This is a genomic window from Corallococcus sp. M7, assembly GCF_054512695.1.
In genome coordinates, this window is record NZ_CM137252.1 from 1,773,115 (window position 1) to 1,792,725 (window position 19,611).

A 19,611-nucleotide genomic window follows, 5' to 3' on the forward strand; every position below is an offset into this window, starting at 1 on the left:
TCAGCTCATGGGTGGCAGGTCCTGTATTGCGCCACGGTGGAGGTGGTGCTCACCGAGCAGTACAAGGACTTGAAGGACGTGTTCCCCCATTTGTCCTTGGCGGTGACGGAGAACAGCAGGTCCGACTGGATGGAGCCGGTGCCAGGGATGTTCCACCACGTGGACCAGGGCGCCTGGGTGAGCGTGGCGGAGTAGGTGGGGATCAGGACCTGCGCGAGGGTGATGGACTGAATGCCGCGAGGGTCGCTCGCGGGCTCCGCGGAGATGAGGTAGGAGCGGCCCGAGCCGTAGAGCGTGAGGTTGATGGTGGGCCCGGTGTTGTCCGCCGTCACCGTCCGGGTCTCCGGCGAGCTGGAGACCCCGTTGATGTCCGTGCATTGGAACAGCAGCGAGGAGTCGCCGTCCGCGCGGCCCGTGGTGTCGACCACGAACTCATAGGGCGCGGTGGTGTCCGTCTGGGTGACGGCGCCGCCCTCGCGCAGCTCCACGTGGTGCACGCCCTCCGTGTCCGTGCACTGCACGGTGAACTTCGGCTTCTTCGGCTGGGTGTCGTCCCGGAGGATGCCCGTGATGACCGGCGGGGTGAGGTCCTTGATGAATGGCGTCACGAAGTTCGCCGTGTTGCCGCACAGGTCGCGCACGACGGCCTGGAACGTGTGCGCCCCCGCGGACATCGCATCCCCGAACTCCAGCACATAAGCCGGGGTCGTGGGCTGCGCCACCAGCGCCCCGTCCACATACAGCGCATACGGATATGCGAGGCCACAGCCATCCGTCACGCTGACGCTCAGCCGCACCAGCGAGCCCGGCTGCGTCTTGGCGAAGCTCACCGCCGGGGCCGTGCGGTCGAGCGGGGCCGCCATGGCGGTGGTCCCCTTGTTGCCAAAGGCATCCGTCACCTCCGCGGTGAGGTTGTGGGCCAGCTCATCCGGGGGCGTGTAGCTGGCCTGGTACATCGTGGCGTTGTTCGTCCGCGTGGCGAAGACAAAGCCATCCACCTTGAAGTCCACCCGCGCCACCTCGGAGCTGTCCGTCACCGAGAGGTTCACCTGGAACGGCGCCTCGGTTCCCTCCGCCGCCGTCATCGTCAGGAGGGGCGGCGTGTTGTCCGCCTTCAGGGCGAAGTGCTGGACGGAGGCGTTCAGGTGCCTGTCGTAGACCTTGATGGCCACGTCATGGGTGCCGTCGGTCCAGGTGGACGTGTCCAGCACCAGCTCGTAGGGGGGCTCGAAGATGCCGGTCTGGAACTGGCCATCCGTAACGAAGTCCACGGAGAGGATTCCGGAGGCGTCGCTCGCGGTGACGGAGTAGCGGGGCTGCTTCGGCGTCCCCGAGCGCAGGACGGAGAAGGTGGGGGCCACCTTGTCCATCGCGACCGTCACCGTCCTCGTGGCCAGGTTCCCCCAGTAATCCCAGGCCTGCAATTGGACGGTGTGATTGCCATGGGCCAGCGCGGCGCCCGGCAGCACCTGCACGAACTGCCAGCCGGACAGCGTCTGGGTTTGCGCGCCTCCGTCCACCACCAGTCGCGGCGCGGTGGTGTACTCGTCCGGCACCTCGGCGTCGGTGATGGTGCCGGTGCATTCGATGTCCTGGTTCAGCTGCCGGCAGCTCAGCGTGGTCTGCGGCGGCACCGAGTCCGGCGCGTAGCCGACGTTGACGGCCGCGAACGCCCGGGCCACGGCCTTCATCCGGGGACCGTTCAGCACGCCGTCCCGCGCGGTCGCCGCCGCGAGCGCCGCCTGGCGCGCTTGCAGGTAGTCCGCTTTCAGCGGCAGTAACTGCACCGCCTGCGCCCAGATGCGCAGCGCCTCCGTGGGGCCCAGGCCACTGAACCCCTCCGGCACCCGCTCGCAGAACCACGGGCTCGCCACCTGCGTCCTGCAACCATAGGCCAGCAGCATGAACATCCGGTCCAGGGGGCCCGAGGAGACGTGCTCGTCCGCGGTGCCGAGGGTGTCGAACCACTCCGGAAACTGGGGCTCCAGGAGGCTGCGGGACGTGACGCCCGTCTCCTCGCCCAGGGTGAGGTTCGAGGGCTTGAGCACTACCCCATCGATGTTCGTCGACGAAGACGACGCCCGCTTCGCGTCGCGCAGCAGCTCGGTGACGAAACCGAAGATGTCTCCCGTGCCCTCGTCCAGCCCGGCCTGCTCCGAACGCTCTTTCTCGATGAGCGCGGGGTCTCCTGCTACCTCCCGGCCGAAGAAGTCATGGCCCAACTCGTGCGCGACGATGTCGGTGGTCGTGAGCGGAATCCTGGGATGGCCGGTCGGGTTGCGGTAGCCGATCCGGAGCTTCGGACTGCGCAGGCTGGGGAAGTAGTAGGCGTTGTCGTCATTGCTGTGCACCCGGATGTCGAACTTCGTGCCGTCTCCCGTCGGGCCCGCGCGCCCCAGGAAGGTCGTGTAGACGGTCCACGCCAGGCCCACGGCGTGGTAGGCGTCCACCGCCGCGGTCTCTCCGTTGGTTCCGAGCGTGCTTCCTCCGCTGAAGAGGAGCCCGTCACCCAGGACCAGGTCGGAGGTGTAATACAGCTCCCAGGTGCCGCCCCTCGGCTGTTGCGGCACATAGGCGTAGTAGTCATTGCCGTACATGTCCCGCAGCCAGGTGTCCCCCCACATGGCGTCGGAGAACACGGTCAGGTTGACCGCGCCCGCGTAGACGCCCGTGCCCCGCGCCTTCTTGAACGTCCCCTGCATGCCCGTGTGTTCGAGTGGCTCCAGGTGCAGCACCTCGCCGGTGCGTGCATCCACCCGCGCGCTCCATTGCCGGGGCAGGTCCCCGCCCGTGGCCAGCTGGAGCCGGTAGATGAGCCGCAGGCCCGTCACCACCCGCTCGAAGTCCGCTGCGTTCCGGGGGCCGGTGAAGCGCGGGGGGCCCGCGTCCTTCCTCAGCTGGCGCACCTCCGTGGGCAGGAGCACCAGCCGCGCGGACTCCACCTTCGCGGTGGGGTCCTTCAGGGCCGCGAGCGCGGCGTCCCGGGCCTGCGCCTCGGTGAGCCGGGCCTCCGTCTCCACCGCGCCCGTGGGCTGGAACCGGACGTTGGAGAAGAAGGTCTGGCCCAGAGCGGACTTCGCCTCCAGGCCCCAGACCGGCACGCCCCGGAAGTGGAGCGCCTGCCGCACCCCCTTCGCGTCCGGCACCAGGGACACATCCCGGAGGTCGAAGCCGCGCTCCACCACGAGCTGCTCGGCCCGTGTCCGGACCGGAGCGTCTTCCTGTGACGTGGGACCACAGCTCAGACACAACAAGACAAGGCTGCCCCGCAGCCAGGTACGCCATTGCATGGGACTCCCCCTCTGCTGGACTCGTGAAGACATCCAGCAGCGGTGATTGCACGATTTACTGTTTTCGCGCAATCCCACCCATGCGAGGCCCTGGCGCTACGTCTTGGCGTCGCGCTTCTTGAACAGCTTCTGGCCCAGCGTGAAGAGCACCACCAGCAGGGCGCCGGCGCCCAGGCCCACCGCAGCGTTGAGCAGCATGGGGGCGAGCCCGCCCAGGACGCTGCCCACGCCCGGGACTCCGGACGCCCACTTGGTGAAGGACTCCTCGGCGTGGTGCAGGCTGGAGACGCCGTGCACGAGGATGCCGCCGCCCACCAGGAACATGGCCGCCGTGCCCGCCACGGAGAGGAACTTCATCAGCCACGGCGCCGCGCGGAGGATGCCCCGGCCCAGGCCCTGCGCGAAGCCACCGCCCTTGCGGCTGAGGTACAGGCCCGCGTCGTCCAGCTTCACGATGCCCGCCACCAGCCCGTACACGCCCACCGTCATGATGAGGGCAATGCCCACCATCACCGTGACGCGGGTGGCGAAGTCCGCCGTCGCCACGGTGCCCAGCGTGATGGCGATGATCTCCGCGGAGAGGATGAAGTCCGTGCGCACCGCGCCCTTGATCTTGCCCTTCTCCAGGGCCACCCGGTCGATGTTCGGGTCCTCCAGCGACTTGCGCAGCTCGGCGTGGTGCGCCTCGTCCTCTTCCTTGCCGTGCAGGAGCTTGTGCGCCAGCTTCTCCGCGCCCTCGAAGCAGAGGAAGGCGCCGCCAATCATCAACAGCGGGGTCACCAGCCAGGGCGCCAGCGCGCTGATGGCCAGCGCCGCCGGCACCAGGATGGCCTTGTTGACGAGCGAGCCCTTCGCCACCGCCCACACCACGGGCAGCTCGCGGTCCGCGTTCACGCCCGTCACCTGCTGCGCGTTGAGTGCCAGGTCGTCTCCCAGCACTCCCGCGGTCTTCTTCGCCGCCACCTTCGTCAGGATGGAGACGTCATCCAGGATGGTGGCGATGTCGTCGATGAGCGCAATCAGGCTGCTGCCTGCCATGGATGTCTTCCGGGCTGGGGGGTGGGGACGTCACCCTGCTGGAGCGCGAATTAGCACAGCTGGAGCAGCCATGCTCCAGCGACGGCGGGTCACCCTCCAGGGGACAACTCCCATGGCAGCACCGCGGTGAAGGTGGCCCCTCCGCCCTGGGTGGGCTCCAGGTGGATGCTCCCCCCGTGGGCCTCCGCGATGTGGCGGGCCATCCACAGCCCCAGCCCGAAGCCGCCGTGATGATTGGCGGAGCTGGCACGCTCGAAGCGCCCGAAGACGCGCTCCCGGTCCTCCGGCCCGACGCCGGCGCCATGGTCCCGCACCGCCAGGCTCACGCGGCCCTCCGCGCGCGCCACGGTGACCTCCACGGGCATGCCCGTCCCGAACTTGAGGGCGTTGTCCATGAGGCTGTCGAGCAGCTGCTCCAGCCTCGCGCGGTCGTAGCTGCCCACCACCGGCAGGGGCGCCTCCAGGGTGAGGACGCAGTTCGCGTGCTCGGCCTTCTGCCGCCACCGCGCCACGACCGTGGCCGTCAGCTCCGCCAGGTCGACCTCCCGTCGTGAGAGGTCCAGCGGCCCGGTGACGAACTCCGCCAGGTCGACCAGTTGCTCCACCAAGCGGGTCAGCCGCTGGAGGCTCTTCTCCGTCGTCAGCGCCTTCTGCCGCGTGGGCTCCAGGCGGGTGTCCGGAGGCAGCCCCTCCAGGCCGCGCACCAGGGACTGGAGGCCGAGCGACAGGGCGCTCACGGGCGTGCGCAGCTCGTGGCTGACGAGCCGCAAGAAGTCGTCCCGCGTCCGCACGGACTCGCGCAAGGAATCCTTCTCCACCTCGTTGCGGACCACCTCCCGGCGCACGCGGGCCATGTCCAGCTGGGTGCGCACCCGCACCAGCAGCTCGCGCGCGGAGAAGGGCTTCACCAGGTAGTCATCCGCGCCACTGCGCAGGCCCTCCACCGTGGCCTCGTCGCCCGCCCGCGCGGACAGCAGGATGATGGGAATGGCGCGCGTGCGTTCGTCGGCGCGCAGCTCCCGCACCAGGCCAAAGCCATCCAGCACCGGCATCATCACGTCGGAGAGGATGAGGTCCGGCGGCCGGACGCGCGCCTGCTCCAGCGCATCCTGCCCGTTCCTGGCGGCCTCCACGTGCGGGAAGACGTGCTTGAGCAGCCCCGTGACGTAGGCGCGCAGGTCGGCGTTGTCATCCACCAGGAGGATGCGGGACCGCGCGAGCTCCGCGGAGACCCCTGGCGTGAGCGACGCGGGGGCGGGCGGCGCATCGGTTTCCGCGGCGCTGACGTCCGTGGACCAGCGGCGCGCCTCCTCCACGAAGGGGGCGGCGCCCGTGGGGACCGGACCTGACCGGAAGGTGTGCTCGACGCGCTCCGGGGGCAGGTGCTCCGTCCCCCGTGGCAGCCGCAGGGTGAAGGTGGTGCCCCTGCCCAACTGGCTCGTCACCTCCACGCTGCCTCCATGCAGCTTCACCAGCTCCTGCACCAGCGCGAGCCCGATGCCCGTCCCCTCGTGGCTGCGGCCCTGGGTGACGCGGACGCGGTAGAAGCGCTCGAAGACGCGCGGGAGCTCTTCCTCGGGGATGCCCACCCCCGTGTCCTCCACGCGAAGGACGGCCTGCGCGTCCTCCCACTGGAGGCTCACGCGGATCTCCCCGTGGGAGGTGTACTTCACCGCGTTGGAGATGAGGTTGAGGACAACCTTCTCCCACATCTCCGGGTCCACGTAGAGGGGCTCGGGCAGGGGCGGACAGTCCACCACCAGCCGCAGGCCCGCGCTCTCCACCGCGGACTGGAAGGCGCTCGCCAGGTTCGTGGTGAAGACAGACAGGTCCACGGGCACGTAGCGGGCCTGGGCCCGTCCCGCCTCCATCCGGGAGAAGTCGAGCAGGGTGTTGACCATCTTGTAGAGCCGCAGGGCATTGCGGCGCACCAGCTCCAGCGGCTCTCCCTCCAGCGACCTCTGCGTCCTCGCCAGCGCGTCCTCGATGGGGCCGAGGATGAGCGTGAGCGGCGTGCGGAACTCGTGGCTGACATTGCTGAAGAACGCCGTCTTGGCCGCGTCCAGCCGGGCCAGCTCCTCCGCCCGCTGCTTCTCCTGCTCATAGGCGCGGGCGCTGGCGATGCTGGCGCTGAGCTGCCGCGCCAGCAACTGGAGGAAGCTGCGGTACTCGCCATCCAGCGCGCGCAGGGGGCTCAGGCCCGCCACGAGCACCGCCGTGGTCTCCGTCTCCACGCCCATGGACACCGGAAGGACGAGCGCCCGTGTCGTGGCCTCGGGCCAGGGCCCGCCAGGGAGGGGGCCGAAGCGCTGGTGGAGGTCCTCGAGCAGGACCTCCTGTCCGGGTCCCGTGACGCTCGCGAGCGGCCAGGAGGCCGTGTCGTCCAGCGCCAACGCGACGGGCGCGGAGGTCCCCCCACGCTCCAGGTCCGCGCAGCTGACCAGGCGTGCCTGCTCCGCCTTGACGACGTAGAGCAGCGCGAAGGGGAGGTCGTGCGCCGCCTGCGACAGCACCTCCTCCAGCGAGCGGAAGATGTCCTCGACCTTCTTGTCCAGGGCCATCCGGATGGACAGCTCCCGGAGGATTCCCAGCCGGCGGTCTCCCACCACCTGTCGCGTCGTCTCGCTCGCGATGGCGAAGAGGCCGGCGATTTCTCCCGACTCGCCGATGGTCGGGTTGTAGGACCAGGTGAAGAAGGACTCCTCGCGCAGGCCACCGGGGCGGCGCGCGAAGTTGACGTTCCCGTCTTCGATGTAGATGGGCTCGCCCGTGTCCTGGGCGCGCTGGATCAACGGCCCCAGCTGCGCCCACTCCTCGACGAGCGCCTCGTTGCCGCGCGCGCCCAGCGTATCGGGATGTTTCGCTCCCAGGATGGGTCGGAACGGGTCGTTGTAGAGCATGCGCAGCTCGGGACCCCAGAAGAGGATGATGGGGTAGGGCGAGCGCAGCATCGTGCTGACGGAGGTCCGCAGGGACTGGGGCCACTGCTCGAGCGGGCCGAGCGAGTTGCTGGACCAGTCATGGGCCCGCATCAGGGCGCCCATTTCACCGCCCTGCTGGATGAAGGGCTCCTCCCGGCCCTCGCGGCGAGGCGTGTCGCGCGCCTCGGTTTCGCTGGGAGCCGGCGCGCGCGAGTAGGTCGAGGAGCTCATCGCCCAAGGTCGTTAGCACACGGCTCCAGGGCCGGGCGGAGCGTCTGGGGGGAAGGTTGACCCCTCGACGCAGTCCCTGGAGGGCGAGCGGTCAGCCACTCCGTGTGCGGCCTACGTGCGGGAATGGCCTCGGCGCGCGGCGTCCACGCTCCAGATGCCGGAGCCGTGCGCGGCGATGTAGAAGAAGACGAAGCAGTAGAGCGCCGCGAGCTCGCCCTTGTTCAGCATGGGGTTGAGGTTGCCGCCGTTGGGGATGACGTGCCCCATGAAGAAGGCGACCGCCATCGTGCCGCTGGAGATGAACGCCGCCGGGCCGGCGAACAGCCCGAGCGCCACGAGCAGACCGCCCAAGAACTCGATGCCTCCGGCGCCGTAGACGATGAACGGCGGCGCTCCGGCGGGCATCCCGCCGAACATGCCGAAGACCTTCTGCATGCCGTGCAGCATGAACATCAGCCCCGCGGCGATGCGGAGCAGGGCGTAGATGCGTTCAGCGTGGGGCCGCAGGAATCCCATGGTGTTCTCCAAGGCGTGCGCCGGGGGATGGAGGGGCCCGGCAAGCGCCCGTGAACCATAACGGCGGCCCCGTGTCCACGCCGCTCACGGCAAGACTGGCGCTCGGGCGTCAATGATTGCCGCGCAGCTGGCTTCGCGCCGTGTCGATGGTCTCGAGCAAGGCGATGCTGCGCTCGAGCGGATGCAGGGGAGAATCCGTGTGTCCCTCGGCGATGTGCCGCGCGACCGCGGCCGCCTGCCAGGCGAGGCCCTCGCTGCCGTGGATGCCGGACGGGTCGGTCCAGCGCAGCCGCTGGTCCGACCTGGCGGCCTTCAGCGTGAAGCCGCTGGGGGTGAAGAAGCGCGAGTCGATCTGGAGGCGCGCGTGCGTCCCCGCGATGACGGCCTCCTGGGGCGTCTCCGCGAAGAGGGTGGTGTGCAGCAGCGCCTGCGCGCCCGTGGGCCAGGTGAGGACCAGGGCCGCCTGCCCGTCCACGCCTGTCTCGGTGAGCGAGCCCGTGGCGTGCACGTGCGGCGGCGGGCCGAGCACGAGGTGCGCGAGCCAGATGGGATAGATGCCGATGTCGAGCAGCGCGCCGCCGCCGAGCGCGGGGTTGAAGACGCGGCCTTCGGGGTCGAAGTCGAAGCAGCCACCAAAGTCAGCCATGACGAGCCGGACGTCACCGAGCACGCCGTCTTGCAGCAGCCGCTCGATGAGCAGGGTCTGCGGGAGGAAGCGAGACCACAGGGCCTCCATGGCGAAGACCCTCGCGGCGCGAGCGGCCCGGGCGATGTCGCGGGCCTCGGCGGCGTCGAGCGCGAGCGGCTTCTCCACGAGGACGTGCTTGCCGGCGGCGATGGCGAGCAGGGCCTGTCGCTTGTGTTCGCTGTGGGGAGACGCGACGTAGACGATGTCGACGTCGGGGTCGGCGACGAGCTGCTCGTAGGACTCGTGGACGCGCGGGACGCCATACTGCGCGGCGAAGCGCCGGGCGCGCTCCGGGTCACGCGAGGCCACGGCGTGGACGCGCTGGTCGGTGTGCCGGTGCAGGGCCCAGACGAAGCCCCCGGCGATCCGCCCCGGAGCGAGCACGCCCCAGCGCAGCACGGGCCCTCCGCGCAGGGGGATGACGTCGACGTGGGGGAGGGCGGTGGGGAAGGCGCTCACGGACCCGACTCTATGCGGATGTCCTCCACGCGTCGTTCCCCCCGCCTGGAGACGCGATGGCGCGCGTGGCGCACCTCCCTACGATGGCTCGCTTCAGAGAGGGGGCTTCATGCTCCGCACGTGGCGTTTCGCGTTCCTGGCCGCCTGGACCTTCACGGCCGTGGCCAGGGCCCAGGCCCCGGACCCCGCCGTCGTCGGGAAGTGGTCGGCCGTGCAGACCTGGCCCTACTCCGCGGTGCACACCCACCTGCTGCCCACGGGCAAGGTGATGTGGTTCTCCGAGTTCGAGGACGGTGACAACCCACATCTGTGGGACCCGCAGACGAACGTCCTCACGCGGCTGCCCAAGGCGGGCTTCAACATCTTCTGCGCGGGGCATGCCTTCCTGCCGGATGGCCGGTTGCTCGTGGCGGGAGGGCACATCGACATCGACGCGGGGCTTCGGTACGCCACGCTCTACAATCCCTTCACCAACACATGGACGCGGCTGCCGAGCATGAACGCCGGCCGCTGGTACCCCACGGTCACCACGCTCCCCAACGGAGAGATGCTCGTCACCGGGGGCGCGAAGGAGGACAAGACCAAGAACCTGGTGCCGCAGGTGTGGCAGCCGTCGAAGAACGCGTGGCGCTCGCTGAGCAACGCCAGCCTGGAGCTCATGTACTACCCGTGGAACTTCGTGGCGCCCGACGGCAGGACGTTCATGGCGGGGTACTGGAAGCCCTCGCGGTTCCTCGCCACCGGGGGCACGGGCGCGTGGACCACCGGACCGCGCACGCGATACCCGAACAGCCGCAACGCGGGCAGCGCGGCCCTGTACGAGCCGGGGAAGGTCCTCATCACCGGCGGCGACAATCCCCCCACGAACAACGTGGAGGTCATCGACCTCAACGCCGCGACGCCCGCCTGGCGCTCGGTGGCGCCCATGCGCTACGTGCGCCGTCAGCACAACAGCACGCTGCTGCCGGACGGCACGGTGCTCGTCACGGGCGGCCACAGCGGTCCCGGCACCGACAATCCCAATTACCCCCGCTACGAGACCGAGCTGTGGAACCCCGCCACGGAGACCTGGTCGCTGCTGGCCCCCATCTCCGCCTATCGCGGCTATCACTCCACGACCCTGCTCCTTCCGGATGGGCGGGTGCTCTCCGCGGGCGGCCGGGGCGTGCGCACGCAGCAGGTGTTCTCTCCGCCCTATCTCTTCAAGGGCACCCGGCCCTCCGTCTCCTCCGCGCCCGCGTCCGTGGCCTACGGACAGACGTTCCGGGTCGCCACGCCGGACGCGGCGCGCATCTCCAAGGTGTCGTGGATCAAGCTGGGGTCGGTCACGCACGCGTTCGACGAGAACCAGCGCTTCCAGTGGCTGAAGTTCACGCGAGGCACTGACGCGCTCACCCTCACCGCGCCCTCGAACGCGAACATGGCGCCCCCGGGGCACTACCTCCTGTTCCTGCTCGACACGAAGGGCGTCCCCTCGGTGGGGAAGATCGTCCGCATTGGCGGGACGTCCGCGATGCAGGAGCCGGCGAGCCCTCCGCCCGAGGCCCCTTCCGCCGGGATGTCCTCCGGCGCGCATGCGGGCCTGATGCTCGAGAGCCCCAACGGCGGAGAGACGCTGAGGCCGGGCTACGCGCAGCCGGTGCAGTGGATGATCCATGACGCGGGCATCGAAACCGTGCGGCTCCAGTTCTCACCTGACAACGGGGCGCACTGGACGACGGTGAAGACGGGCCTTCCCAACACGGGTTTCTATTCATGGACGGTGCCGTCCACGCAGACGTCGAAGGGGCTGCTGCGCATCGCGGATGCGAAGCGACCGCACGTCTCCGACCAGACCGATGCCCCGTTCACCATCTCCGCGAGCCCGAGGTTCCAGGCCGTGGCGTTCGGCGAGTACTGGAAGTTCGATGACCGGGGCGTGGATCCAGGCCGGGGCTGGATGTCGCCCGGCTTCGATGACAGCGCGTGGCGTTCAGGCCCCGGCAAGCTGGGGTATGGCATTGGGGACGAGCACACGGTGCTCACCCAGACGAACCCCCGCCAGCGGAGCCTCTACTTCCGAAAGAAGCTCACCCTCTGGGAGACCGTCCGCGCGGCCCACCTCCGGGTGCTGCACGATGATGGCGTGGCCCTGTGGGTGAATGGAAAGCTCGTCTACTCCCGCTCCATGGGCAACGGCTTCGAGCACGACGCCTGCGCGAGCGGCGCGGTGAAGCAGCCTGTCATCAGCACGGCCACCGTCGATGGCGCCCCGTTCGTGGTGGGGGAGAACATCCTCACGGTGATGCTGAAGCAGGCGAACGGGGAGTCCGATGACGCGGCGTTCGACCTGGAGCTGAACCTGGAGGCGCGGTAGCCGTCACACCCGCCGGCGGAGGGGCTCCCGCGCGGAGAGCCACGGCGCCGGAATGGAGGCGCGCCCCGCGCTCAGGGCGACGATGCCCCCCACCATGGCGCAGGTGGTGTCCCGGTCTCCGAAGCCGGCCACCGTGCACCAGAGGGCCTCCTCGAAGGAGTCGAGGTGCCTTGCCGCGCACCACACGGCGAAGGGCACGGTGTCCTCGGCGAGGACCTTCTGCCCGCTGCCCAGCGTGCGCGCCGCCGCGGAGGGGCTGGTGTCCCGCGGCCACGCCCGCGCCTTCTCCAGCCCCTGGCGCGTGGCTCCGGCGGGCGTGCAGTCCAGCACCGTGTCGAAGAGCTCCATCGCGGGGCCGTGCGTCTGTTGCCACTGGCAGGCCCACGCGGCGGCGACCGCGATGGCGATGGCGCCCGCCTGTCCCTCCGGGTGCATGTGCGTCACCTCCGCCGACGCGCGCGCTTCCGCCACCACGCGGGTCAGGTCCCCCGCGAAGTACGCCCCCAGGGGCGCCACGCGCATGGCCGCGCCATTGCCCATGGAGCCCTGGCCCTCGAAGACCTCCGAGGACACCTCACGCCAGGGCAGCCCGAGCCCCAGCTTCCACAGGATGTCGTGCGCGGTCCCGCCATAGCCGCGGTTCTTGTCGCGGCGATAGCGCTTCGCGAACAGGTGCGCGAGCGCGTCCGGATCGACGTGGCCGTGGTCCTCCAGCACCTGGACCACGGACAGCGTCATCTCCGTGTCGTCGGTGTAGCCCCAGGGCGCGCGCGGAAGGAGGCGCTCCTCCACCCAGGGCTGCACGAGCTCGTGCGGACCGAAGAACCGCTCGCCAAAGGCATCTCCCACGGACACGCCGTCCAGCGAAACGAGCGCACGCGCCATCCGTGCGGTGTTTTGTTCATTCCGGGCGTCGTGCATCGAGGTGCAGCAATGATAGTGCATTCGGCAGGGCCGCGCCTTCCGCCGTGTTGTCGAAGATGCACCACACCCGGCGGCCGGCCTGCTCGTGGCCGGCGATCTCCGTGGCCAGCGCGTCCAGGAACGTCTGGGAATATTCGGAGTAATACATCTTCGGCGAGCCGTGCAGCCGGTAGTAGACGACCTCCGCGTCCGGAGGCTGGGGCGCGCTCACCGCGGGCGGATCCGCTCTCACGTAACGGATGCGTGCGTCGTCCAGTACCTGGCGGGCCTCGTCCGTGAACCAGGTCCGGTGCCTGGGCTCGCACACGACGTCCACCGGGGTCCGCTCCCGCAGGGACTGGAAGAACGCGCGGGCCGTTTCAGGCGCGTGCTGGAGGCTGGGCGGCAGCTGCACCAACAGGCAACCCAGTTTGCCTTCCAGGTGGCCCGCCTCGCCCAGGAAGCGCTCGAGCGGCTCGCGTGCGTCGCGCAAGCGCAGCTCGTGGGTGATGACCTTGGGGACCTTCACCGCGAAGCGGAACGTCTCCGGAACGCTGTCCCGCCAGCGGGCGTAGGTGCCGGGCCGGTGCGGCCGGTAGAAGGAGGAGTTGATCTCCACCGCGGGAAGGACGCGCGCGTAGCGCTCCAGGTGGGTTCCCGTCGTGGGGAAGTGTTCACCCACCGCGCTCGACAGGCTCCAGCCGGCACAGCCGACCCGGCAGCGCTCGTGAGAGGGGTTCGAAGGTCCGTGTCGCACCCGGAGAAGCTAGGCACGGACCGGCGCGCTGCTCAGCCTCAGGCGCGCCAGAAGTGGCGCACCCGGGCATCCGTGCGTTCCTGCTCCGCGAAGCGGACGAGGAGCGGCTCGGACATGGTTTCCGGCACGCGCAGCCGGGCGAGCATCGCGCGGACCTCGAACTTGCGCGTGAGGCCGAGCAGGGCCTCGCGCTCGGGCAGGGTGAGGCCGGGGTGCCAGCAGTCGGCGATGAGCACCACGCGGCGCTCGGTGCCCCGGTTCCAGGTCTCGTGCTCGAAGGAGTCGTGGAAGGTGAGCACGCGGCCCGGCTGCCAGTGCCGCGCTTCCGGGACCACGCGGATGCCGCAGCCCTCCGGCACCTTGAGCCCCAGGTGCAGCCGCATCCGGAAGCCGTCCCACGAACAGTGCGGCGTCAGCGTGGTGCCGGGCGCGTGCGAGGAGAACAGCACGTCCGCCAGCGGGAAGTCGGTGCACTCACCGTCCAGCGACCGCACCGCGGCGGCCGTCTCCTCCATGGCGAGCTGGGGCCAGAAGAGGCGGTCGGTGCGCTCGCCGCCGAAGTAGATGGGGTGCACGGACCAGTGGCCCGTGCCGACGATGCCGGAGTCGTAGTGCAGCAGGTCCGCGTTCTCCAGCCGCTCCAGGTCGCGCGTCACCGCGGCCAGACAGCCCTCCAGCGCCTTCGCGGCCGGGGGCGGCGGGTCGCGCCACGGGTGCTCATCCAGGCCGGGGAAGGGCGGGAAGATGGTGGGGGACTGCTCGGGCCTGGCGGGAGGCGCGGGCACCTGCCCCATGAGCATGCGCAGGTAGTGCTTCAGCCGGTCCAGCTCCGGCCCCGCGCCCAGGACCGCGTCGAGGTAGCCGCCCTGCCGGGCCAGGTCGATGATGCGCTGGCGCACCTGCGCGGTGATTTCCTGGGGCGATGTCTGCGCGACCATGGTGCGGTGCCTCCGGGTGGGGAGTCGCAAGCCATAGCCCGGCGGCGAAGGCAGCGTCCAGGGCGGGCCCGGTGCCTTCAGGGATGGAGTAGGGTGCGCGCTCGATGTCGCTCCCCCTGGTCCACATCTACTGTGACGGCGCCTGTTCACCGAACCCCGGCCTGGGAGGCTGGGGGGCCATCCTCATCGCCCCCGAGCGCAAGGATTACCGCAAGGAACTCCAGGGCGCGGAGGCGGACTCCACCAACAACCGGATGGAGTTGACCGCGGCGCTCGTCGCGCTGAAGGCCCTGAAGATGCCGTGCCGCGTCCAGGTGTTCACCGATTCGAAGTACGTGTGCAACGCCTTCGCGGAGAAGTGGCTGGACACGTGGCAGGGCAATGGCTGGCGCACGTCGGGCAAGAAGCCCGTGTCCAACGCGGACCTGTGGCGTGAGCTGCTGGAGGCGGTCCGCGTCCATCAGGTGACCTGGCACTGGGTGCGGGGGCACGCGGATGACGTGGAGAACAACCGCGCGGATGCACTGGCCGTGGCGGCCCGGCTCGAACTGGCGGCCCGGCTCGGACGGTAGTCCGGCGGCGGTCAGTCCGGTGCGGGCAGGGCGCAGCCCGTGTCGTCACAGGTGGCAGCGGCCCCCTGGATCGCGGGCCGCTGCACGCCGGACACAGGAGCCGCCTGGGCCTCGAGCAGGAGGGTCTGGAGCTCGGCGCCCAGCAGCAGGTCGTCGTGCATGCCGAAGACCTGCCGGCGAAGACGCCCCTCTGCGTCGATGAGGACCGTCGTCGGCGTTCCCCGCATGGCGTACGCGCTCATGGTCCGTGGAATGGGGTCGCCGCGCTCGCCCGGTGCGTCCACGCCCACCGGGAACTTCACCCGGTACTCGTGGAGGAACGCCCGGAGGGACTCGAGCTTCATGGCCTCGTGGTGCTCGAAGACCGTGTGCAGCCCGACCACGACGAGCGGCGCGCCCGCGAAGACCTCCGCGACGCGCTGTGCCTGCGGAATGCCCCGGGCGACGCAGCCCGGGCAGAGCATCTGGAAGGCGTGGAGGAGGATGACCTTGCCGCGGAGCTTCTCGAGCGTGAGCGGCTCTGGCGTATTGAGCCAGTCGGTGGTCCGCCAGGCCGGTGCGGGGCGCGGTGTCATCAAAAGTCCCCGTCCTTGACGTAGGGGTGGGCCCAGAGCGTCACCTGCAAGAGGCAGGACTTCACCCACGCCGCGTGCATCTTCTCGACGTCCTCCGCGGAGTGGCCCTGCTCGGCCAGGAAGGGGCGCAGGGTGAAGGTCACCGGGAAGATGAGCGCGAACAGGTTCCGGAAGGGCACGATGTCCGTCGAAGGGGCTCCGTCGGTCTTGTTCTTCCCGACCCGGTGGTGACGCAGGCCAATCTCGTGCTGGTAGTCGAGCCAGGCCTGGTCGTACCTGGCGCTCGACGTATCGAGGATCCACTGGCCGAAGCGCTTGCGGACGGAGGTGAGGTAGTCCCCCAGGGGCTTGCCGTCCGTCTTCCCGCTGAACGAGGCGAGCAGGTGCGGCTGGCTCCCGACAAACCCATACCAGACGTCGAGGATGGCCTCGACCCGTCCCTTCACGATGTCATGAGACATGCGGAGGGCCTTCACGTCCTCTTCGCCGAACAGGACGCTGGCCTTCATCTGTTCGAAGTCGTTGAGGGAGACCGGCGAGCGCGAAACGGACGCGGTGCCGTGGGTGTAGCCGGGGATGTTGTTCATGGTGTCTTCTCCTTCGGGGAGCAGAGCTCCGCCGTTGCCGTCGGCCGGAAGGGCCGCGGATGCCGTGTTCAGTTGTGTCCGAAGCGCTGGGACGTCAGCCGCGACGCATGAACTGCTCCCAGACCTCGCGTCGCGCGGACTCCGCCGCGAGCTCGTGTTCCGGGCAGTCGATGCGCAGTTGTTCGCTCGACAGGGGCGCGTCCACGAAGGCGCAGTGATGCGGAGACGCGCCCGGGCGCACGTTCGGACGGAAGTGCGTGCAGGTCACGCACATGCCGGTGACCGGGACGAGCCCCTGCTCCTGAAGCATCCGGATCATCTTGACGATGCCGGCGAAGAACGCGCGCTGCTCATCCGGAGAGAGGTCCGCGACCGCGTCCGCCATGAACTCCGGCCACGAACGCGCGCGGGCTCCGAGTGACGCGCCCGTGGCCGTGGGGGTCAGGAGGCTGGCGCGTGGGTGCCTCGGGTCCGCGGAGCGGGTGACGAGCGCCTTCTCGACGAGGACGCGGACGGAATCGCTGATGGTGGGAAGCGTCACGCCGAGGCGCTCACTCAACTCCTTGCCGGTGAGCGGGCCGCTCGCGACCAGCGTGGCGAGGATCTGCCCCTGCGTCGCGGAAAGGCCCGCGCCATTGGCCTGCTGCCATGACTGCTGCTTCATCGCGAGCCCGATCTTGTGGAGCCCGGTCGCGATGCGCGCGGAGATGGGTTCGCTGTTCTCGTCGAAGTATCCCGGTCGCTTCCCAGTCATGCACTTGATCTAAGTTAGGACTCCTAAGTTGTCAAGGCGACCGGGCGGAGCGTTCGTGTGGCAGAGTCCCCCCGCTTTGCATCCCATCGCGTTCGCCCGCCGGTTCCGGGCCTGGCACTTCGTGCTCGGAGCCTTGTTCATCTACACCGTGGTCTGCGTCTGGAGCGCCTTCCGGGGAGGGGTGTTCGCGTTCCACGACCTCGCGCTCCTGAACGACCTGTTCTCGAACGCGGTGCACCGGGGCCGGCCCTTCTGGGTGACGGACATGGACCTCAACCACCTCACGGTCCACTTCACCCCGACGCTGCTGTTGCTCACGCCGCTGTTCCTGCTGAGCGATTCGCAGTTCCTCTTCATCCTGCTGGGGCTGGTGGCGCTGTACGCGGCGGTCGCGCTCCAGGTCTGGTTCTTCGAGCGCATGGTCGAGGAGCGGGAACTCATCCCCGCCGCCTGGAGGCCGTGGGTCTCCGTCGCCTTCACGCTGTACCTGGCGCTCAACCCGTTCGTGAAGACGGTCGCGCTCTCCGCGCACTTCGAGGTGTTCTTCCAGCTGGGCTCCACGGCGGTGCTCGTGATGCTCCTGCGGGGGGCGCGGATGCGGTGGGTCCTGCCCACGGCGCTGCTCGCGTTGGGCGTGCGGCCGGATGGAGGCCTGTTCCTCGCCTTCCAGTCGGCGGCGTTGCTGCTGCTGCCGGCGGTGGCGCGTCCGCCGCGTGCGGTGCTCACGCGCAGGGCGCTCGGGGTGTCCGCGCTGGCGTTGGGCTATCTCGCGCTCTGTGTCGCGGTGGTGCTGCCGGCGCTCGGGACACCTTCGGGCACGCGGTTCTGGTCGCACTACGGCAACACGTGGGGGCAGGTCGCCTTCACCGCGCTGGGCGACCCCGGACGGGTGGTGCACGACGTGGCCACCAGTGGGCTGGTGGTCTTCCAGCGCAGCTTCTGGTGGATCCAGTTGCTCTCGCCCGCAGCCACGCTGGTCAGCACGATTCCGGGCACCTTCTTCTTCATGGCGGATGCTCCGGACAAGCGCCTCCTCTGGTTCTACAACTCCGCCTTCCTGCTGCCCGGGCTGGGCGTGTGCGCGGCGGCGGGGTTCGGACGGCTCGCGGAGGCGTGGAAGGGCGTGCTCGCGCGCGGGAAGGTCCCCGGCCGGGCCGCGATGGTGCCGGCGCTGCTGCTCGCCGTGCTCGCGATTCTCCAGGTCGCGCGCTTCGACCGGACCATCGGGTCGCCGCCGCTGCGCCCCATGCCCCCGGTGGATGGAGACTTCCGCCAGGCCTTCGAGCGCCAGGTCCAGGCCTGTGCCTCATGGCGCGCGGTGGCCACGGACTTCCGCTCCATCGTCTTCGTGCCCAACGGCTACGACCGCTTCCTCCTGCACCACTATGAGCGGGCGCAGGTCGTGCTCGTTCCCCCGCGGGTGGACACGCTCCTCCTGGGAGCGGACTCACGCGAGGCGTTGCTCGACAGGCTCCAGGGGGATGCCCGGTTCGAGGAGGTGGCGGACCCGGGGCCGGTCCGCGTCTTCGTGCGGAAGGATGCGCGCGGCTGCGGTTCGTGACGCGGTGGACGGAGGGGGCACATTCGAGGTCCAATCCCGGCCCTCATGACCCCAGACGAAGTGCAGAGAACCCTGGCCGACGCGGAGCTGGTGCCGTGCGCGGAGTTGTCACTCGCGGATGCCCGGAGGATGGTGGAGGGCTTCCTGGACGCGGACGTCCCGGCCCTCGTCCACCGTGAGGCGTGCGGCAAGGTCGGCTGCTCTCCGAAGTTCCAGGTGCTGGTGCGGCCCGAGGATGGGCCCCGGGTGGCCGCCCTGCTTCAGCAGGGATGGCTGGAGTCAGTGCGCCGCGAGGGGTTGGTGCCAGAGGGGGCCACTCCCCGCCTGGTGTCCGCCGTCCCGTCAGAAGCCATCGAGGAAGAGGGAGAGCCTCCCTGCCCGGCCTGCGGAACGGCCGCCCCGCTGGTGGCGGGCGCCTGTAGCGACTGCGGCCTTCAACTTGAGTAATCCGCCGCGTTGGTCTGACGGCTCAGCCCGTTAGCTTGCACAGGGATTTCAGATCGGCATCGTAGAAGCCCTCGCCCGCGACGTAGATGAGGCCCTTCCACTCGCGCGCGATCCAGCCCTCCAGATTGTCGATCATCTCCCAGCAGTCTTCAGTCGCGCCTTTGGAGTCTATCTCCAACATGATGAGTTGCCGGGTGTCTTCGAGGCGTGAAATCAATGCCGCGTGCTTCTTGGCCAGCGCCGCGTGCTGGAGCGCCTCGATGGCTTCCTGCTTGTCTTCCGCGAACTCCTTCGCGTCGTCCTCGCGATGGATGAGGACAGGGCGCTTGCGCGCCTGGTATTCGATCTTCAACTCCGTCCATGGCGTGTCGCCCGCTTGCGAGGATGGAGGAGACACGGTGAGTTTCGGCGGATTGTCAAAGTAGGCCCCCTCCTCGATGAAGTGGGCGATTTCTCGAGACCGGATGGGTTTGTCCGCCTGGCAGAAGATGTGGATGAACAAGCGTGTCCTCGTGTTGTCTCAGTCTTTCCAGGTCCTGGCGTCAACGACGCTGGGGCTTTCACCGTATTCGTAGAGGATACGCTTCCCGGGGAGTAGGTGCTCGGGGGAGGACCAGATGCGCTCGGCGGCGACATAGCCCTTGCGGCCGTCGCGGGTAGACACATACAGCCATCCGCCAGGGATGCGGCTCACCACCTGGACTGGTGGGATTCGAATCCGCGGCCTGCGTGTTTTTGAGCGGGGCGCATCTGCCAGGTTGGGTCATTCCGGCGCGCGCTGTCTTGGATGTGAAGTCGGGATGACTGGATTCGAACCAGTGACCTCGCGCGTATGAGGCGCATGCTCTTGGCCAGACTGAGCCACATCCCGCTGGGTTGGATTCCTCGAGGGAGGACCCGGACATGACCGAGGCCGGGTCCCCCCTCGGGAGCCCGGCCTCTGGCCATGCCCGCCCCGGTGTTACCGGGTGGCGGCGTGGGTCAGGTGCCGGGCGGACAGCTGTGGAACGAGGCGATG

16 protein-coding genes and 1 tRNA gene are annotated in these 19,611 nt (G+C 69.4%); 4 read left to right on the forward strand and 13 right to left on the reverse strand.

Going from position 1 to position 19,611, the window contains the following annotated elements:
- Window positions 1-5: 5 nt before the first annotated feature.
- From ACX114_RS07400 to ACX114_RS07420, 5 genes are all read right to left on the reverse strand, one after another.
- The gene (locus ACX114_RS07400) at window positions 6-3,290 is read right to left on the reverse strand and encodes an Ig-like domain-containing protein (RefSeq protein WP_459296093.1); all 3,285 of its coding nucleotides are present in this window, start codon (window positions 3,288-3,290) and stop codon (window positions 6-8) included.
- A 96-nt stretch (window positions 3,291-3,386) separates the two neighbouring features.
- On the reverse strand, window positions 3,387-4,328 hold the full coding sequence (locus ACX114_RS07405) for a DUF808 domain-containing protein (protein WP_459296095.1): 942 nt from the start codon (window positions 4,326-4,328) through the stop codon (window positions 3,387-3,389).
- 89 nt (window positions 4,329-4,417) lie between these two features.
- Window positions 4,418-7,480, reverse strand: a complete 3,063-nt coding sequence (locus ACX114_RS07410) for a hybrid sensor histidine kinase/response regulator (protein WP_459296097.1) — start codon at window positions 7,478-7,480, stop codon at window positions 4,418-4,420.
- A gap of 111 nt (window positions 7,481-7,591) precedes the next feature.
- Window positions 7,592-7,996 (reverse strand): DoxX family protein, encoded by a 405-nt coding sequence (locus ACX114_RS07415; protein ID WP_120588420.1) that lies wholly within the window; start codon window positions 7,994-7,996, stop codon window positions 7,592-7,594.
- A gap of 109 nt (window positions 7,997-8,105) precedes the next feature.
- Window positions 8,106-9,143, reverse strand: a complete 1,038-nt coding sequence (locus tag ACX114_RS07420) for a Gfo/Idh/MocA family protein (RefSeq protein ID WP_459296099.1) — start codon at window positions 9,141-9,143, stop codon at window positions 8,106-8,108.
- Between the two features lie 109 nt (window positions 9,144-9,252).
- Between ACX114_RS07420 and ACX114_RS07425 the strand changes: the two genes are divergently transcribed.
- Window positions 9,253-11,499, forward strand: coding sequence for a galactose oxidase-like domain-containing protein (locus ACX114_RS07425; protein WP_459296101.1), 2,247 nt, complete (start codon window positions 9,253-9,255; stop codon window positions 11,497-11,499).
- 3 nt (window positions 11,500-11,502) lie between these two features.
- On the opposite strand, the gene ACX114_RS07430 is transcribed toward ACX114_RS07425, so the two are convergent.
- The 3 genes from ACX114_RS07430 to ACX114_RS07440 all read right to left on the reverse strand — a co-directional run bounded on the left by ACX114_RS07430 (window position 11,503) and on the right by ACX114_RS07440 (window position 14,097).
- On the reverse strand, window positions 11,503-12,384 hold the full coding sequence (locus tag ACX114_RS07430; RefSeq protein WP_459296103.1) for an ADP-ribosylglycohydrolase family protein: 882 nt from the start codon (window positions 12,382-12,384) through the stop codon (window positions 11,503-11,505).
- 16 nt (window positions 12,385-12,400) lie between these two features.
- Complete coding sequence (locus ACX114_RS07435; RefSeq protein ID WP_459296105.1) at window positions 12,401-13,084, reverse strand: DUF72 domain-containing protein; 684 nt, start codon at window positions 13,082-13,084, stop codon at window positions 12,401-12,403.
- 113 nt (window positions 13,085-13,197) lie between these two features.
- Window positions 13,198-14,097, reverse strand: coding sequence for an aspartyl/asparaginyl beta-hydroxylase domain-containing protein (locus tag ACX114_RS07440; RefSeq protein ID WP_459296107.1), 900 nt, complete (start codon window positions 14,095-14,097; stop codon window positions 13,198-13,200).
- A 104-nt stretch (window positions 14,098-14,201) separates the two neighbouring features.
- Between ACX114_RS07440 and rnhA the strand changes: the two genes are divergently transcribed.
- The gene (gene rnhA / locus ACX114_RS07445; RefSeq protein ID WP_459296109.1) at window positions 14,202-14,669 is read left to right on the forward strand and encodes a ribonuclease HI; all 468 of its coding nucleotides are present in this window, start codon (window positions 14,202-14,204) and stop codon (window positions 14,667-14,669) included.
- Window positions 14,670-14,680: 11 nt separating this feature from the next.
- On the opposite strand, the gene ACX114_RS07450 is transcribed toward rnhA, so the two are convergent.
- The 3 genes from ACX114_RS07450 to ACX114_RS07460 form a co-directional block, all read right to left on the reverse strand.
- Window positions 14,681-15,244, reverse strand: coding sequence for a redoxin domain-containing protein (locus ACX114_RS07450; protein ID WP_459296111.1), 564 nt, complete (start codon window positions 15,242-15,244; stop codon window positions 14,681-14,683).
- Entirely contained in the window at window positions 15,244-15,831 is a 588-nt protein-coding gene (locus ACX114_RS07455; protein ID WP_459296113.1) for a protoglobin domain-containing protein, read from the reverse strand. Before ACX114_RS07455 ends, ACX114_RS07450 begins: the two co-directional genes overlap by 1 nt.
- Before the next feature lie 94 nt (window positions 15,832-15,925).
- Window positions 15,926-16,585 carry a MarR family winged helix-turn-helix transcriptional regulator gene (locus tag ACX114_RS07460; RefSeq protein WP_459296115.1) on the reverse strand — a complete coding sequence of 220 codons (660 nt, stop codon included), beginning with the start codon at window positions 16,583-16,585 and terminating at the stop codon, window positions 15,926-15,928.
- Window positions 16,586-16,661: 76 nt separating this feature from the next.
- Here ACX114_RS07460 and ACX114_RS07465 point away from each other — a divergent pair, with 76 nt between their 5' ends.
- Both ACX114_RS07465 and ACX114_RS07470 read left to right on the forward strand, forming a co-directional pair.
- Window positions 16,662-18,146, forward strand: coding sequence for a hypothetical protein (locus ACX114_RS07465; protein ID WP_459296117.1), 1,485 nt, complete (start codon window positions 16,662-16,664; stop codon window positions 18,144-18,146).
- A 45-nt stretch (window positions 18,147-18,191) separates the two neighbouring features.
- Window positions 18,192-18,593, forward strand: a complete 402-nt coding sequence (locus ACX114_RS07470; RefSeq protein WP_459296119.1) for a hypothetical protein — start codon at window positions 18,192-18,194, stop codon at window positions 18,591-18,593.
- 22 nt (window positions 18,594-18,615) lie between these two features.
- Here the strand turns inward: ACX114_RS07470 and ACX114_RS07475 are convergent, their stop codons facing one another.
- Together ACX114_RS07475 and ACX114_RS07480 are read right to left on the reverse strand one after the other, a co-directional pair.
- Window positions 18,616-19,095: a hypothetical protein gene (locus tag ACX114_RS07475; protein WP_459296121.1), complete on the reverse strand. Its 480-nt coding sequence runs from the start codon at window positions 19,093-19,095 to the stop codon at window positions 18,616-18,618.
- Between the two features lie 293 nt (window positions 19,096-19,388).
- Window positions 19,389-19,464: transfer RNA gene (locus tag ACX114_RS07480), tRNA-Met, on the reverse strand.
- Window positions 19,465-19,611 lie beyond the last annotated feature (147 nt).

Coding starts and splice junctions, on each gene's coding strand:
- ACX114_RS07400 (WP_459296093.1), bottom strand. CDS start 3,290: ATGCAATGGCGTACCTGGCTGCGGGGCAGCCTTGTCTTGTTGTGTCTG.
- ACX114_RS07405 (WP_459296095.1), bottom strand. CDS start 4,328: ATGGCAGGCAGCAGCCTGATTGCGCTCATCGACGACATCGCCACCATC.
- ACX114_RS07410 (WP_459296097.1), bottom strand. CDS start 7,480: ATGAGCTCCTCGACCTACTCGCGCGCGCCGGCTCCCAGCGAAACCGAG.
- ACX114_RS07415 (WP_120588420.1), bottom strand. CDS start 7,996: ATGGGATTCCTGCGGCCCCACGCTGAACGCATCTACGCCCTGCTCCGC.
- ACX114_RS07425 (WP_459296101.1), top strand. CDS start 9,253: ATGCTCCGCACGTGGCGTTTCGCGTTCCTGGCCGCCTGGACCTTCACG.
- ACX114_RS07430 (WP_459296103.1), bottom strand. CDS start 12,384: ATGGCGCGTGCGCTCGTTTCGCTGGACGGCGTGTCCGTGGGAGATGCC.
- ACX114_RS07440 (WP_459296107.1), bottom strand. CDS start 14,097: ATGGTCGCGCAGACATCGCCCCAGGAAATCACCGCGCAGGTGCGCCAG.
- rnhA (WP_459296109.1), top strand. CDS start 14,202: ATGTCGCTCCCCCTGGTCCACATCTACTGTGACGGCGCCTGTTCACCG.
- ACX114_RS07450 (WP_459296111.1), bottom strand. CDS start 15,244: ATGACACCGCGCCCCGCACCGGCCTGGCGGACCACCGACTGGCTCAAT.
- ACX114_RS07455 (WP_459296113.1), bottom strand. CDS start 15,831: ATGAACAACATCCCCGGCTACACCCACGGCACCGCGTCCGTTTCGCGC.
- ACX114_RS07460 (WP_459296115.1), bottom strand. CDS start 16,585: ATGACTGGGAAGCGACCGGGATACTTCGACGAGAACAGCGAACCCATC.
- ACX114_RS07470 (WP_459296119.1), top strand. CDS start 18,192: ATGACCCCAGACGAAGTGCAGAGAACCCTGGCCGACGCGGAGCTGGTG.